Source organism: Nocardioides renjunii (assembly GCF_034661175.1).
In the GTDB taxonomy this organism is placed as follows: Bacteria; Actinomycetota; Actinomycetes; order Propionibacteriales; family Nocardioidaceae; genus Nocardioides; species Nocardioides renjunii.
Genome location: NZ_CP141058.1, coordinates 3,182,349 through 3,195,763, shown reverse-complemented (window position 1 = coordinate 3,195,763; position 13,415 = coordinate 3,182,349). Strand labels below are relative to the sequence as shown.

The window sequence follows — 13,415 nt, the reverse complement described above, 5'->3', positions numbered from 1 at the left end:
GTGGACCCGGGTGGTTGTTGCAAGACGATTGCAATAAGGTCGAGGCGTGCCGGCGCGGTATCGGGGGATCCGTGCCGGCCACCAGACATCCAACCAGCAGCCGACCAGCAGCCGACCAGCCAGGAGTGACGACGTGCACGTGCCCGACGGCTTCCTCGACGCCCCCACCTCGGTGGCCACTGGCGCGGTGGCGGCGGCCGCGGTGGCGGTGTCCCTGCGGGGCGCGCGCCGCGAGCTCGACGACCGTACGGCGCCCATGGCCGGCCTCGTCGCCACCTTCGTGTTCGCCGCCCAGATGATCAACTTCCCCGTGGGCGCGGGCACCAGCGGCCACCTGATGGGCGGCGCCCTCGCCGCCGTCCTGGTCGGGCCCTGGACGGCCGTGCTGTGCCTCTCGGTCGTGCTGGTGGTGCAGGCGCTGCTCATGGCCGACGGCGGCGTGACCGCGCTCGGCACCAACGTCACCCTCATCGGCGTCGTCACCGTCGCGGTCGGGTGGGCCGTCTTCGTCCTGCTGCGCCGCGTGCTGCCCGGCCGCCTCGAGCTCGTGGCGCCGGCCGCGGCCGTCGGCGCGTTCGTGAGCGTGCCGGTCGCCGCCCTCGTCTTCACGGGCCTGTTCGCCGTCGGCGGCAACGCGCCGGTCGACCTCGGCGCGGTCGCGACCGCGATGCTCGGCTGGCACACCGTCATCGGGATCGGCGAGGCCGTGATCACCGGGCTCGTCGTCGCCAGCGTGGTCGCCACCCGCCCCGACCTGGTCCACGGCGCCCGACCGCTCGTCGCCGAGCGCGAGCTCATCACCCGCACGGTGGTGCCCTCGTGAGCACCCGTCGCTTCTTCGCCGTCGCGCTGGTCGTCTGCCTGCTCGTGGCGGGTGTCGCCAGCTACTACGCCAGCTCGCACCCCGACGGCCTCGAGCACGTCGCGGAGCAGACCGGCTTCATCGACTCGGCGGAGGACTCCGTCACCGCCGACAGCCCGCTCGCGGACTACCAGACCTCCGGCATCGACGACGCCCGCACCAGCGGCGGGGTCGCCGGGGTGATCGGCGTCCTGGTCATGCTCGCGCTCAGCACCGGCCTGTTCTGGGTGGTCCGGCGGCGCCAGCCCCACGACGCGGACGCCTGATGGGCGCGGGGCACGGGCACCGCCTCCACTTCCACGCCCACAGCCCGGTCCACCGCGCCCCCGCGCACCTCAAGGTCCTCGCGCTGCTGGGGTTCATGCTGCTGGTCGTCGCGACCCCGCGGGAGGCGTACGCCCTGTTCGCGCTGGAGGCGCTGGTCCTGCTCGGCGTCATCGCCGTGTCCCGGGTGCCGCTGACCTACCTCCTGCCGCGGATGGTCGTGGAGCTGCCGTTCGCGGTCTTCGCGGTGCTGATGCCGTTCATCTCCCACGGGCCGCGCACCGAGGTCCTGGGTGTGACGGTCTCCGAGCCGGGCCTCGCCGCCGGTGTCGCGCTGCTCGTCAAGGGCAGCATCGGCGTGCTGGCCTCGCTCACCCTCGCCGCCACGACCGAGCCGGAGGACCTGCTCCGCGGCCTCCAGCGGCTGCGCATGCCCGAGCTCGTCGTGCAGATCATGGGGTTCATGATCCGCTACCTCGACGTGGTCACCGCCGAGCTCGCGCGGATGATGACGGCGCTGCGCTCGCGCGGCTGCGACCCGCGCTCCCCGCGGCACTGGCCCGTGCTGGCCCGCTCGCTCGGCGCGCTGTTCATCCGCTCCTACGAGCGCGGCGAGCGCGTCCACCTCGCCATGCTCTCGCGCGGCTACGACGGCAAGCTGCCGTCGTGACCACCGCCAACCCGCCGGACGGGGGTGAGACGTCCGGCGCCGTGCTCGACGTCCGCGGGCTCGCCTTCGCCTACCCCGACGGCCACCAGGCGCTCTTCGGTGTGGACCTGCGCGTCGACCGCGGCGAGCGGGTGGCGCTCCTCGGCCCCAACGGCGCCGGCAAGACCACGCTCGTGCTGCACCTCAACGGCATCCTGACCGCCGGGAGGGGATCGGTGGCTGTCAGCGGCCTGCCCGTCGCCAAGCAGCACCTGCGCGAGATCCGCCGCCGGGTCGGCATCGTCTTCCAGGACCCCGACGACCAGCTCTTCCTCGGCACCGTGCGCCAGGACGTCGCCTTCGGCCCCGCCAACCTGGGCCTCAAGGGCGCCGCGCTGGAGCGCCGGGTGATGGACGCCCTGGAGCGTGTCGGCATGGCCGACTTCGTCGACCGGCCGCCCCACCACCTGTCCTACGGCCAGCGACGCCGCGTGGCGGTCGCCACGGTGCTGGCGATGGAGCCGGAGGTGCTGGTGCTCGACGAGCCCTCGTCCAACCTCGACCCGGCCTCGCGCCGCGAGCTGGCCGACATCCTCCGCAGCCTCGACGTGACGGTCCTGATGGTGACCCACGACCTGCCCTACGCGCTGGAGCTCTGCCCACGCAGCGTCGTGCTGAGCGAGGGGGTGGTGGTGGCCGACCGGCCGACGTTCGACGTGCTCACCGACGAGGCGCTGATGGCCGCGCACCGGCTGGAGCTGCCGTGGGGCTTCGACCCGCGGCGGATTGATAGCCTGCCCCGGTGACCCAGGACATGAGCGCGCTCGAGCGCGAGATCGAGGAGACGCGGCAGCGTCTGGCCTCGACCATCGACCAGCTCGCCCACCGCGCCCACCCCAAGACCATCGTCGGTCGCCAGGTGGCGGCGGTGAAGGCCAGCTTCGTGGACCCCGGCACGGGTGAGCCGCGCACCGACAACATCCTCAAGGCCGCGGGCGCCGTCGTCGGCGTCGTCGTCCTGCTCGTGATCGTGCGAAGGGTCGCGAGCTGAGCACCCCGACCGGCGGCATGGCGACGGGCGGCAGCGCCCCGATCAAGATGCTGCACGACCGGGTGCTGGTCGAGGTCGACCAGGAGGCCGGCGAGCGCCGCTCCAGCGGCGGCATCGTCATCCCCGCCACCGCGGCGATGGGCGCCCGGCGACTGGCCTGGTCCCGCGTGATCGCCGTCGGCCCGCACGCGCGGGCCGTCGAGGTCGGCGACCGGGTGCTGTTCGACCCCGAGGACAAGTCCGAGGTCGAGGTCCACGGCGAGGTCTACGTCGTCATGCGCGAGCGCGACGTCCACGCCGTCGCCGCCGAGCGCCTCGAGGGCGGCTCCACCGGGCTCTACCTCTGATGGACCTCTGATGGCCTACCTTGTCAAGCAGTCCCACCGCGCACCGGCCCAGACCGTCCCGGTGCCGGTCGACGAGTCGCTGCCCCGCGCCTGCGTCATCGGGGCCGGCTCCTCGGGCATCACGGCCGCCAAGCACCTCTACCTGGCCGGCATCCCGTTCGACTGCTTCGAGATGGGCCACGACATCGGCGGGACCTGGGTCCTCGACAACTCCAACGGCCAGTCGGCCTGCTACGACTCGCTCGAGATCAACACCTCGTGCCCGCGGATGGCCTACTCCGACTTCCCGATGCCGGCGGACTACCCGCCCTACGCCCGCCACGACCAGGTCGCTGCCTACTTCGACCAGTACGTCGACCACTTCGGCTTCCGCCACACGATCACCTTCAACACGACCGTCGAGGACGTCTCGCGCACCGCCGACGGCCGCTGGCACGTCCGCGTCACCGGCCCCGGCGGCACGGAGACCCGGACCTACGACGCGGTCCTCGTCGCCAACGGGCACCACTGGGACCCGCGCTGGCCCGAGCCTGCCTACCCCGGCACGTTCGACGGCGACCAGCTGCACGCGCACGACTACCGCTCGGCCGACCAGGTCGAGGGCCGCGACGTCGTGGTCGTCGGCGCCGGCAACTCCGCGATGGACATCGCCGTCGACGCCTCCGCCACGGCGCGTACGACGACGTGGTCGGTGCGGCGCAGCGAGTGGGTGCTGCGCAAGTTCTTCCTCGGCCGGCCGTCGGACCAGGCGGCCCTGCCCGGCTGGATGCCGTGGCGGGTGACCGCCGCCCGGCTGCGGCTCGGCGCGACGGTCGCCGGCAGCCTGACGAAGTACGGCCTGCCCGACCCCAGCCACAAGCCCGGCCAGTCGCACCCCGTGCAGTCGGAGAAGATCCGCGACCGGCTCGAGGCGGGCGCCGTCACCGCCAAGCCGGGCATCGAGCGCCTCGACGGCGACCGCGTGGTCTTCGTCGACGGCTCGAGCGTCCCGGCCGACCTGATCGTGTGGGCCACCGGCTACCGGGTGAGCTTCCCGTTCCTCGACCCCGACCTGGTCTCCGCCCCCGGCAACGAGCTGCCGCTGTGGAAGCGGACGGTCCACCCCGACCTCCCCGGCCTCTACTTCCTCGGCCTGCTCCAGGCCATCGGCGCCGTCATGCCGCTGGCGGAGGCGCAGTCGGCGTGGATCGCCGACACGCTGACCGGCCGCTACGTCCCTCCGTCCGACGCGGTCGTCCGACGCCAGATGGCCGCGGAGCACGCGCGCGACAGGCGCCAGTTCTACGACTCGCCGCGGCACACGATGGAGGTCGACTTCGACCACTACCTGTGGGACCTCGCGCGCGAGCGCAAGGCGGGTCGCGCCCGGGCCGCCGCGTCCCGCACGTCCTCGGTCGAGCCGACCGCACCCGTCCCGGCGGCGACCGGCGGCGGGGGAGTGCGGCGTACGGTCGCGCGCCTTGCCCTGCGCGCCGTCGGCTGGAGGACGGCGGGAGAGGTGCCCGAGCGTGGCGTGCTCGTCGGCGCCCCGCACACGTCCAACTGGGACTGGGTGCTGACCCTGCTGCTCGGCTGGAGCTACGGGATCACCATCCGGCTGCTGGTCAAGAAGGAGCTCTTCGTCGGGCCGCTGGGCTGGCTGCTGCGGCGCACCGGCGCCGTCGAGCTCGACCGCAAGAACCCGTCGGCGACGATCAAGGAGCTGATCGCCGAGGCCGAGGGCGGCGCCCCGTGGCTGCTCGGACTCGCGGCCGAGGGCACGCGCTCGCGTGGCGACTACTGGAAGTCCGGCTTCTACCGGATCGCGCGCCAGACCGGCCTCCCGATCACCCTCGCCTTCCTCGACGTGCCGTCACGGACCGTGGGCTGGGGGCCGACGTTCCACCCGACCGGCGACGTGGGCGCCGACATGGACGTCGTGCGCGAGTTCTATGCGGACAAGACCGGCTTCCACCCCGAGGGGTTCACGCCTCCGCGCCTGCGCGAGGAGGAGCGAGACACCCTCCCTCCGAAGGGGTGACGCCGACTGGCTTGCTCCCAACGCTGAACGCTAGGTTCAGGGTTCAACCGAAGGGAGCATGAAATGGCATTTCTGCTGTGGATCCTTGCCGTCATCCTCGTGGTGGCCGGCATCGTCTCGCTCGTCCGGGGTCAGGTGCTCTGGGGCATCGTCCTCATCATCGTCGGCCTGCTGGTGGGCCCGGGTGGAGTCAGCCTCTTCACGAAGTAGCGCCCAGAGGATGAACAACGAAGAGCCGGTCCGCGAGGACCGGCTCTTCGCATGTCGGGGGCGTCATGGCGGATGGTCGCTCGGGCAGCCCGTTCCCATGACGTACGCCGACGACGTCATGGCGCGTGGTCGCCTGGGGAGCCCGTGCCCATGACGTCCGGGACCGGTCTCCGCGCTGTCCGTCTCGGGCCACGGCTCTCACGGTGGGGGGATCAGCAGGCGTTCGTCTGGTACGCGCCGTACGAGGCGTTGGCGTAGGAGAACTGCTCGTAGACGAGCTGGTCGATGAGACCCTCGCAGGAGAACGGCATCGTCTGCAGGTAGCGCTTGGCCATCTTCACGGCCTGGACGCGCCAGTTGACGCGAATGCTGTTGACGGCCGAGTTGGCGACGGCGGGGCTGAACCCCTCGTACTCGAGCTGGTCGGCCAGTCCGCCCTTCGAGAAGGGCATGGTGCGGATGTAGTTGTAAGCCATGGCGATCGCCTGCGAACGGGGCGACGCCGCGGCCGACGACGCGGCCGGCGCAGCAGAGGCCGGCGCGGTGGCGGCGACAGGTGCGAGCACCGCGATCATGGCGGTCAGGGCGATGACGAGCTTCTTCATGAGGGTCTTCTTCCGGGTGATGTGGGCGCGCCACTGAGACGTGACGTCGAGCCCCCGTGGCGCAAGTCATCCTTGACACATGCGCCAGGCCCCAGTCTCCACACGGAGTCGTGGTCTGTCTCGAGTTCGGCCGAACGTCGGCCCCAGGTGTACGAGCACATCGTGAGGCGCACCAGCTCGCTCTCCATGTCGTCGGCCAGCCGCTCCAGCAGGACGAGGTCTGCTGGTGCTCGCCAACGCCACCCCAGTCGCCGTTCGGGCAGCAACGCAGCGGGATGTGAAAGCGGTGCAACGTGCTCTCGAAGCTCTACAGCTCCACGGATCTGACCGCCGCCAGCGGGTACGTCGCTGTTGTGCCCTGCGCTGACGGAACTCCGACGCGCGCTAGCCGGCAACGCCGTTCCGCCGCCTGTCGGGGACATCTGAAACCCCACGACGCGCCTGCGTCCCTGTGCTCTCGGGAACGTCGTGCACGCGGAGGGCGCGGGTGAACCAGTCGAAGACGAGGGTGAGGTCTGGCTGTGGTGTCCAGCCGTTGATGAGCGCGAGCAGGTGGAGGTAGCGCTGGGTGCGGAGATCTGCTGCGATCTCGAGCCGATGCAGGATCTCGGAGCGGTATCCGGCGGTGTCCGTGCGTTGGAAGGTCGTGGCATAGGCACCGACGAGCTCGTCGACGGTGGCGGCAGCGGCTGGTGACGTGGGGTCGATCTCCAAGGCGATGTTCGCTCGGACCCGTTCGATCACGCGCACGGTGAGGTCGTGGTGCAGGCCCGTCTGGTCGCCGTTCGCGCGTTCGGACGCCTGGAACTCGGCCATGCGCCGCACCGCGGCACGGAAGTCGGGATCGCGAACGAGCTCGGCCAGCTCGACCCACGCCTGCACCTTTGCGGGCTCGGCGTCCTCTGGAAGCTCCGGGCGCATGCTGCGCAGGAGCTCGAGCAGCTCCGGGTTGGCGTCGACGCCACCGAACGCCTCGTCGAGGAACTCGTCGATCAGTCGCTGCCGCTCGAACTCGGACATGGTGACGAGCTGGTGCATGAGGACCGCCCTCGGTGTCGTGGTCTCGGTGGTGGCCACGGCTCGGAGCACCGCTCGCCGTAGCCGGAGAGTCCGGATCTGCTCGTCCAAGAGCGAGACGTGGGTCCTGGCCACCTCGCTCAACGACGTCTGCGCTGCGAGTACGGACCGGATCGTGTCGAGCGGCAGACCCAGGTCACGCAACGTGCGCACGAGGTCCAGCCGAGCAACGGCCTCCTGGTCGTAGCGCCGGTACCCGGCATGGCTGCGCGCGCTCTCGGGCACGACCCCGGCGTCGGAGTAGAACCGGACGGTGCGGGTGGGCAGGCCGCTGCGCCGCGCAAGGTCGCCTATCGAGTACATCTGGTCGTCGGTCACACTGCGAGCCTGTTCCTTCCACCCACTGGAAGGTCAAGCCCGAGGTCGCCCCGGGTCGAAGGTTCGCATCTGTCAATTGGGGTGGCCCTGAGCGAAGCAGATGCTCAGGACCCTCAGGTTGCGTGCTGCTGCACGATGTTGAGCACGTTGCCGTCGGGAGCGCGGACGAAGAAGCGGGTCACGCCCCATGCCTCGGTCGTCAGGGGGTGCACGATCTCGTACCCACGCTCCTGTGCTTGGCGGTAGGCGGCCTCGACGTCGTCGACCATGACCGAGACGACGGGGTCCGCGGGCGCGGTGGCATCGCTCGTCATCACCTGGAGCGTCGCCCCGGACACCGGCGACGTGTGACGGGCCACCCAGCCGAGGTTGAACTCCTCCTCGGTCAACCCGAGGTAGTCGCTGTAGAAAGTCCTGGAGGCGGGAAGGTCCGAGACGTGGAGATCGGCGATGACCTGCGTGACGCGGATGCGTGACGGGTCGGCACTGTCAGCCGGGCCGCTCTCGCCCGGGTCCTGCTCCGGTGCGACGCCCAGGAGGTGGATCCAGCGCGGATCCTGCTGGCCCGACCGGCGCTCGAGCTCGCGCACCAGTGGTTGCGGGCGGCTCGCCATCCGGCGCAGGCACTCCTCGACCTGGCCCCGGTCGGCGAACCCGTGCAGCCGCTCGGTGCGGGTGCGCAGCTCACCCGGCGCCTGCGGGCCGCGGAGCAGCATGACGGTGAGCAGCGCTCGCTCGTCGGGCTCGAGGGCGAGGTGCTCGTCGAGGATCTGGTGGTACTTCAAGGTCCGGCGACCGGTGTCGGACCACACGATCCGCAGCAGCCCGCGCTCCTTGAGCGACTTCGCGGTCCGCTCGACGGTCTGCTGGTCGAGGTCGGTGACGGGCTCGCGGCTGCTCCTCTGGTTGCACGCCGCCACGAGTGCGTTCGCGGAGAGGGGATAGCTGCTGGGCACGGTCGTCTGCTTCTCCAGCAGGCTGCCGAGGATGCGCTGGTCAGTCGCATCGAGGACGGGGAGGTCTCTCACGTCATGACCATAGGCCCGCCTCGGCCAGCGGGGCGCGTCAGGCACACTTCAGGAGTGTCCGACGCGCTGCGCCACCTGCTCGCAGCGCCGCCCGACCTCCCGGTCATCGTGGGACTGGCCCCTCTTGCCGAGGCGCTCCGCGCCCGCGGAGTCGCGGTGGTCCAGGCACCTCCGGGCACCGGCAAGACGACGTTGGTCCCCCCTGCGGTCGCCGAGGTCGTCGCCGGACGGGTCGTCGTCACCCAGCCCAGCCGCATCGCGGCCCGCGCTGCTGCCCGCCGTCTGGCCCACCTGCTGGGCGAACCGGTCGGTGAGACGGTCGGGTACTCCGTACGAGGAGATCGACGCACCAGTCGCCGTACGCGTGTCGAGATCGTCACCACCGGTGTGCTGCTCCGGCGGATCCAGTCCGATCCCGAGCTGCTCGGTGTCGGGGCCGTGGTGCTCGACGAGGTGCACGAGCGCCACCTGGACGCCGACCTCACCCTGGCGCTGCTCGTCGACGTCCGGGCCAACCTTCGTGAGGACCTCTCCCTGGTGGCGATGTCGGCCACCATCGAGGCTGAACGGACGGCCGCCCTGCTCGGTGACGGAGGCGCTCCGGTGATCCGCGTCCCGGGTGCCCTGCACCCGGTCGACGCGGTCTGGTGCCCGCTGCCCGCGGGGGTGCGCCGCACCGACGACCGGGGAATCACGCCGGCCTTCCACGACCACGTGGCGGCGACCGTGCGCCGTGCGCTGGTCGGGCACCAGGGAGACGTCCTGGTGTTCGTGCCGGGCGTCGCGGAGGTCGAGGCAACCGTACGTCGCCTTGCCGGCGTGGACGCGGCCGTGCACGCCCTGCACGGACGGCTGTCCGGCGCCGAGCAGGACCGTGCGCTGAGCGAGGGCCCTCGTCGGCGAGTGATCGTCTCGACCGCGGTTGCCGAGTCGTCGCTGACGGTGCCCGGCGTACGCGTCGTCGTCGATGCCGGGTTCTCGCGCGAGCCGCGCACCGATCACCGTCGCGGACTGGCCTCCCTGGTCACCGTCGCGGTGAGCCGGGCAGCGGCCGAGCAGCGGGCGGGGCGGGCCGGACGTCTTGGTCCGGGGACCGTGCTGCGGTGCTGGTCCGAGGCGGAGCACGCGCACCTGGCCGCTCACCCGGACCCCGAGATCGCCACCGCCGACCTGACGGCCTTCGCCCTGGAGGTGGCGTGCTGGGGCACCCACGACGTCCAGGACATGGCGCTGCTCGACCAGCCCCCGGCGCACGCACTGGCGGCGGCCAAGGAGGTGCTGGTGGGGCTGGGGGCGATGACCGAGGACGGGAGGGCCACCTCGCGGGGCCGGGTGATGGCTGGCGTGCCGACCGATCCCCGGCTGGCGCGCGCCCTCATCGACGGGGTCGGTCTCGTCGGGGCCGAGCGGGCCGCAGAGGTGGTCGCGATGCTGAGCGAGGACGTGCGCGCTCCCGGCGGAGACCTGGTGGCTGCGCTCCGGACACTGCGCGCTGACCAGCGGGCAGGATCGTGGCGCCGTCAGGTCGCGCGCCTGCAGGAGGTCGGTGCCGGGCACGGCGCCGCCGGCGACCGCAGCGAGGCCTCGCACGCCCGAGCACTCACCGACGACGTGGCGGTGGGTCTGGTGGTGGCCCTGGCGCATCCGGACCGGATCGCACGCAAGCGCTCGGGCGCGTCGAGCTACCTGATGGCCTCCGGGACAGGCGCGGCGCTCGACTCGCGCGCCCCGGGGCCGCTCGCCGGACTCGAGTGGCTCGCTGTCGGAGACGCGGAGCGACGGCCCGGGCAACGTGACGCCCGCATCCGCGCGGCGGCGCCCCTCACCGAGGACCTCGCGCTGGAGGCAGCGGGATCGCTGTGGACCGAGGTGGACCGGGTCACCTGGACCGGCGGGCGGGTGCTGGCTCGCCGACGGACGTTGCTGGGCGCGATCGAGCTCAGCTCGGCCCCGCTCCGCGATCCACCCGCGCAGGCCGTGAGCGACGCGATCCGGGAGGCGGTCGCGAGCGAGGGGCTCGCGCTGCTCTCCTGGACGGAGGCGGCCACGGCGCTCCGCGCCCGCCTCGACTTCCTGCACCGCGCGCTCGGTGACCCGTGGCCCGACGTGAGCGACGCAGCGCTGACCCGGGACCTCGACTCCTGGCTCGGGCTGCAGCTGGCACGGGTCCGCTCGGCGCACGATCTTCGTCGGGTCGACGTGACCGCCGCTCTCAGGGCGATGGTGCCGTGGCCGGAGGCGGGCAGGCTCGACGACCTGGCCCCGGAGCGCGTGGAGGTGCCCAGCGGGTCGGCCGTGCGGATCGACTACTCCCAGGACCAGCCGGTGCTCGCCGTGCGACTGCAGGAGGTCTTCGGCTGGACCGCAGCGCCGGTCCTGGCCGACGGCAGGGTCCCGCTCCTGCTGCACCTGCTCTCTCCCGCGCGCCGCCCGGCCGCCGTGACCGCGGACCTCGAGTCCTTCTGGGACAACGGCTACCCGGGCGTGCGTGCCGACCTGCGCGGGCGCTATCCCAAGCACGCGTGGCCCGAGGATCCCCGCAGCGCACCCGCCACCGCGCGGACGAACCGAGGTCGCCGAGGCTGAGCCGAGCCCGACGGCCTCGTACGGTGAGTGCGGTCCCTAGACTGCCGGCCGTGAGCGCGCGGGGCCCGATCTGGCGCGAGCCGGGCATGGCGCCGCTGGTCGTGATGACGTGCGCGGGATTCTCCGGGTACGCAGTGCTGCTCACGGTCGCTCCGCTGTGGGCGGTCGACGGTGGGGCGACCACCGCCGGGTCCGGACTCGTCAACGGCGTGCTCCTGCTCTTCACGGTGCTGACCCAGCTGTTCGTCCCACGCGCTCTGCGGCGCTTCGGGTGGGGACCGGTGCTCGCTGTCGGCCTGGTCCTGCTCGGTGTCCCCGGCGTCCTGCTGTCACTCAGCAACGAGCTCGGCGTCGTCCTCGGCCTCTCGGCGGTCCGCGGGATCGGGTTCGGTGTCCTCACCGTCACCGGCAGTGCCGCAGTCGCCGCTCTGGTGGATCCGAGGCGGCGCGGGGAGGCGATCGGGACCTACGGCCTCGCTGTCGCGGTGCCGAACCTCGTGCTCCTCCCCGCCGGACCGTGGATCGCCGAGAGCTTCGGCTACTGGGTGACGTTCGCCGTGAGCGCTCTACCTCTGGCCGGCATCCCCGCGGCGCTCCGTCTCGCGTCGGCCCTCCGCCTCAGCGCACCGGACCTGCACCCCGGCACGTCCGCGTCGCCCGACCCGAACGACCCGGAGTCCGCTGCCTATCGCCGGCTGCTGCGGCCGATGCTGCTGTTGCTCGCGGTCACCTTGGCGGGCGGTGCGGTGATCACCTTCACGCCCCAGATGGTCGACAGCCCGTCGGTCGCGGCCGGCGGCCTGCTGCTGATGGGGCTGGCTGCCGCGCTGAGCCGGTGGCGGGTCGGGGTGCTGGCGGATCGCTACGGCGCCCGACGTTTCCTCGTGCCCCTGGTCCCTCTCACCGGGGTGGGGATGGCGCTCGTGTCGTGGTCGGTCGCGGACTCCGACGGCGTCCGCGTCGGCTCCTTCCTCGTCGCCATGCTCCTGGTCGGCCTGTCCTACGGAGGTCTGCAGAACCTGACGCTCGTGGTCTCCTTCACGGCCGTCTCCCGCCGGCACCACAACCTCGCGAGCGCGGTCTGGAACGTCGGCTTCGATGCGGGTACGGCGCTGGGCTCGGTGGCCGTCGGGGTGATCGCCGAGCTCACGTCCTTCGCCACCGCCTTCCTGGTAGCCGGCGCGCTCGCCGTGGCGACGCTTCCGCTTGCTCTGCAGCGACCGGCCGCCACCGAGAGGGACGGCTGACCACGGCACTCGTGCGGCATCCTGTGCTGATGGCGAACATCCACATCCTCGGCTACCCGAGCAGCGCGGGCGCCTACTGCGTGGGCGTCGAGCATGCACCGGCCGCCCTCCGCGACGCGGGCCTGGTCGTCGCGCTCGAGGCTGCCGGGCACCAGGTCGACGACCTCGGGGACCTGCCCGTCCACCTCTGGAAGCCGGACCAGAGGCGGCCGCTGGCCCAGAACCTCGACGAGGAGGTCGGAGCGCTGCGCGCGCTCGCCGACGCCGCAGCACCGCTCGTCATGACCGGCCACCGCGTGCTCGTCCTCGGCGGGAGCTGCACGGTGGCACTCGGGCTGTGCGCCGCCGTGCAGGACGGCGGGATCGAGCCCCACCTCGTCTACGTCGACCGACACCTCGATCTCAACACCCCCGACTCGACCACCGAGGGCTCCCTCAGCTGGATGGGGATGGCCCACGCCCTCGGCCTGCCGGGCGCTGCAGAGCCGCTGGTCGGACTGGCAGGGCGGCAGCCCCTTCTACAGGCGGCGCACCTGAGCTACCTCGGGGTCGACCTCGCCGACGAGACCACCCCGTGGGAGCGTGACCAGGTCGAGCGGCTCGGGATCTCCGTCACCACGCAGGCGGAGATGGTGGCGGACCCGACGACCGCCGCACTCAAGGCCAGGGGCGCGCTCCCGGACGGGCCGTTCGTGGTCCACGTCGACGTGGACGTGCTGGACTTCCTCGACGCTCCGCTGGCCGAGAACGTCAACGGCCGCAACTCCGGCCCGACCCTGGTCCAGCTGGGCGCGGCGTTGACCACGCTGTGGTCGGAGCCGGACTGCCTCGGGATGTCGGTCGGCCAGCTCGTGCCTGCGCACGCCGCGTCGGACCCGACATCCCTCGCCCGCTTCGTGGAGGCGCTCGTCCCGCCCAGCGACGGCTGACCTCGACGACCGGCTGACCGGGAGGCGGCGGGCACGTCTGTGCGGCACTTCGAGCATCCCGGTGTCCTCCCTCGTCCCGGCCGTCAGTGCATGGGGTGCGAGGTACGTGGTGAGCGGATCTCTACGGCGCTGTGAACCTCTCGGGCAGCTCACCCGTGACGCCGCTCGGCGCGAGGTCACCGGCTTCACCAGCACCGCGACACCCTGCGAACGGCGGTTCAC

General features: G+C 72.2%; 14 protein-coding genes. 11 read left to right on the top strand and 3 right to left on the bottom strand.

Annotated features, from left to right (window positions below; translation table 11 throughout):
• The first annotated feature begins 133 nt into the window (after nucleotides 1-133).
• From SHK17_RS15225 to SHK17_RS15190, 8 genes are all read left to right on the top strand, one after another.
• Nucleotides 134-823 (top strand): energy-coupling factor ABC transporter permease, encoded by a 690-nt coding sequence (locus SHK17_RS15225; protein ID WP_172265244.1) that lies wholly within the window; start codon nucleotides 134-136, stop codon nucleotides 821-823.
• The gene (locus SHK17_RS15220; RefSeq protein WP_322422836.1) at nucleotides 820-1,128 is read left to right on the top strand and encodes a PDGLE domain-containing protein; all 309 of its coding nucleotides are present in this window, start codon (nucleotides 820-822) and stop codon (nucleotides 1,126-1,128) included. The genes SHK17_RS15225 and SHK17_RS15220 overlap by 4 nt, the downstream gene beginning before the upstream one ends.
• Nucleotides 1,128-1,796, top strand: a complete 669-nt coding sequence (gene cbiQ / locus SHK17_RS15215; protein WP_322919790.1) for a cobalt ECF transporter T component CbiQ — start codon at nucleotides 1,128-1,130, stop codon at nucleotides 1,794-1,796. Before SHK17_RS15220 ends, cbiQ begins: the two co-directional genes overlap by 1 nt.
• The gene (locus tag SHK17_RS15210; RefSeq protein WP_322919789.1) at nucleotides 1,793-2,581 is read left to right on the top strand and encodes an energy-coupling factor ABC transporter ATP-binding protein; all 789 of its coding nucleotides are present in this window, start codon (nucleotides 1,793-1,795) and stop codon (nucleotides 2,579-2,581) included. The genes cbiQ and SHK17_RS15210 overlap by 4 nt, the downstream gene beginning before the upstream one ends.
• Nucleotides 2,578-2,826 (top strand): DUF3618 domain-containing protein, encoded by a 249-nt coding sequence (locus tag SHK17_RS15205; protein ID WP_172265235.1) that lies wholly within the window; start codon nucleotides 2,578-2,580, stop codon nucleotides 2,824-2,826. The genes SHK17_RS15210 and SHK17_RS15205 overlap by 4 nt, the downstream gene beginning before the upstream one ends.
• Before the next feature lie 17 nt (nucleotides 2,827-2,843).
• Nucleotides 2,844-3,173: a GroES family chaperonin gene (locus SHK17_RS15200; RefSeq protein ID WP_172265232.1), complete on the top strand. Its 330-nt coding sequence runs from the start codon at nucleotides 2,844-2,846 to the stop codon at nucleotides 3,171-3,173.
• Between the two features lie 10 nt (nucleotides 3,174-3,183).
• Nucleotides 3,184-5,193, top strand: coding sequence for an NAD(P)-binding domain-containing protein (locus tag SHK17_RS15195; RefSeq protein ID WP_322919788.1), 2,010 nt, complete (start codon nucleotides 3,184-3,186; stop codon nucleotides 5,191-5,193).
• A gap of 63 nt (nucleotides 5,194-5,256) precedes the next feature.
• Nucleotides 5,257-5,403 carry a GPGG-motif small membrane protein gene (locus SHK17_RS15190; protein ID WP_172265229.1) on the top strand — a complete coding sequence of 49 codons (147 nt, stop codon included), beginning with the start codon at nucleotides 5,257-5,259 and terminating at the stop codon, nucleotides 5,401-5,403.
• 212 nt (nucleotides 5,404-5,615) lie between these two features.
• On the opposite strand, the gene SHK17_RS15185 is transcribed toward SHK17_RS15190, so the two are convergent.
• The 3 genes from SHK17_RS15185 to SHK17_RS15175 form a co-directional block, all read right to left on the bottom strand.
• Entirely contained in the window at nucleotides 5,616-6,008 is a 393-nt protein-coding gene (locus SHK17_RS15185; RefSeq protein WP_322919787.1) for an Ltp family lipoprotein, read from the bottom strand.
• 384 nt (nucleotides 6,009-6,392) lie between these two features.
• Complete coding sequence (locus SHK17_RS15180) at nucleotides 6,393-7,403, bottom strand: MerR family transcriptional regulator (protein WP_322919786.1); 1,011 nt, start codon at nucleotides 7,401-7,403, stop codon at nucleotides 6,393-6,395.
• Between the two features lie 113 nt (nucleotides 7,404-7,516).
• Nucleotides 7,517-8,431 carry a DUF480 domain-containing protein gene (locus SHK17_RS15175; protein WP_322919784.1) on the bottom strand — a complete coding sequence of 305 codons (915 nt, stop codon included), beginning with the start codon at nucleotides 8,429-8,431 and terminating at the stop codon, nucleotides 7,517-7,519.
• Nucleotides 8,432-8,434: 3 nt separating this feature from the next.
• Here SHK17_RS15175 and hrpB point away from each other — a divergent pair, with 3 nt between their 5' ends.
• Genes hrpB through SHK17_RS15160 form a run of 3 tightly spaced genes read left to right on the top strand, consistent with a single transcriptional unit; the run spans nucleotide 8,435 to nucleotide 13,193 of the window.
• Nucleotides 8,435-11,017 (top strand): ATP-dependent helicase HrpB, encoded by a 2,583-nt coding sequence (hrpB, locus tag SHK17_RS15170; RefSeq protein WP_405030378.1) that lies wholly within the window; start codon nucleotides 8,435-8,437, stop codon nucleotides 11,015-11,017.
• Nucleotides 11,018-11,067: 50 nt separating this feature from the next.
• Nucleotides 11,068-12,264 carry an MFS transporter gene (locus tag SHK17_RS15165; protein WP_322919782.1) on the top strand — a complete coding sequence of 399 codons (1,197 nt, stop codon included), beginning with the start codon at nucleotides 11,068-11,070 and terminating at the stop codon, nucleotides 12,262-12,264.
• A gap of 29 nt (nucleotides 12,265-12,293) precedes the next feature.
• Complete coding sequence (locus tag SHK17_RS15160; protein ID WP_322919781.1) at nucleotides 12,294-13,193, top strand: arginase family protein; 900 nt, start codon at nucleotides 12,294-12,296, stop codon at nucleotides 13,191-13,193.
• The last annotated feature ends 222 nt before the right edge of the window (nucleotides 13,194-13,415 follow it).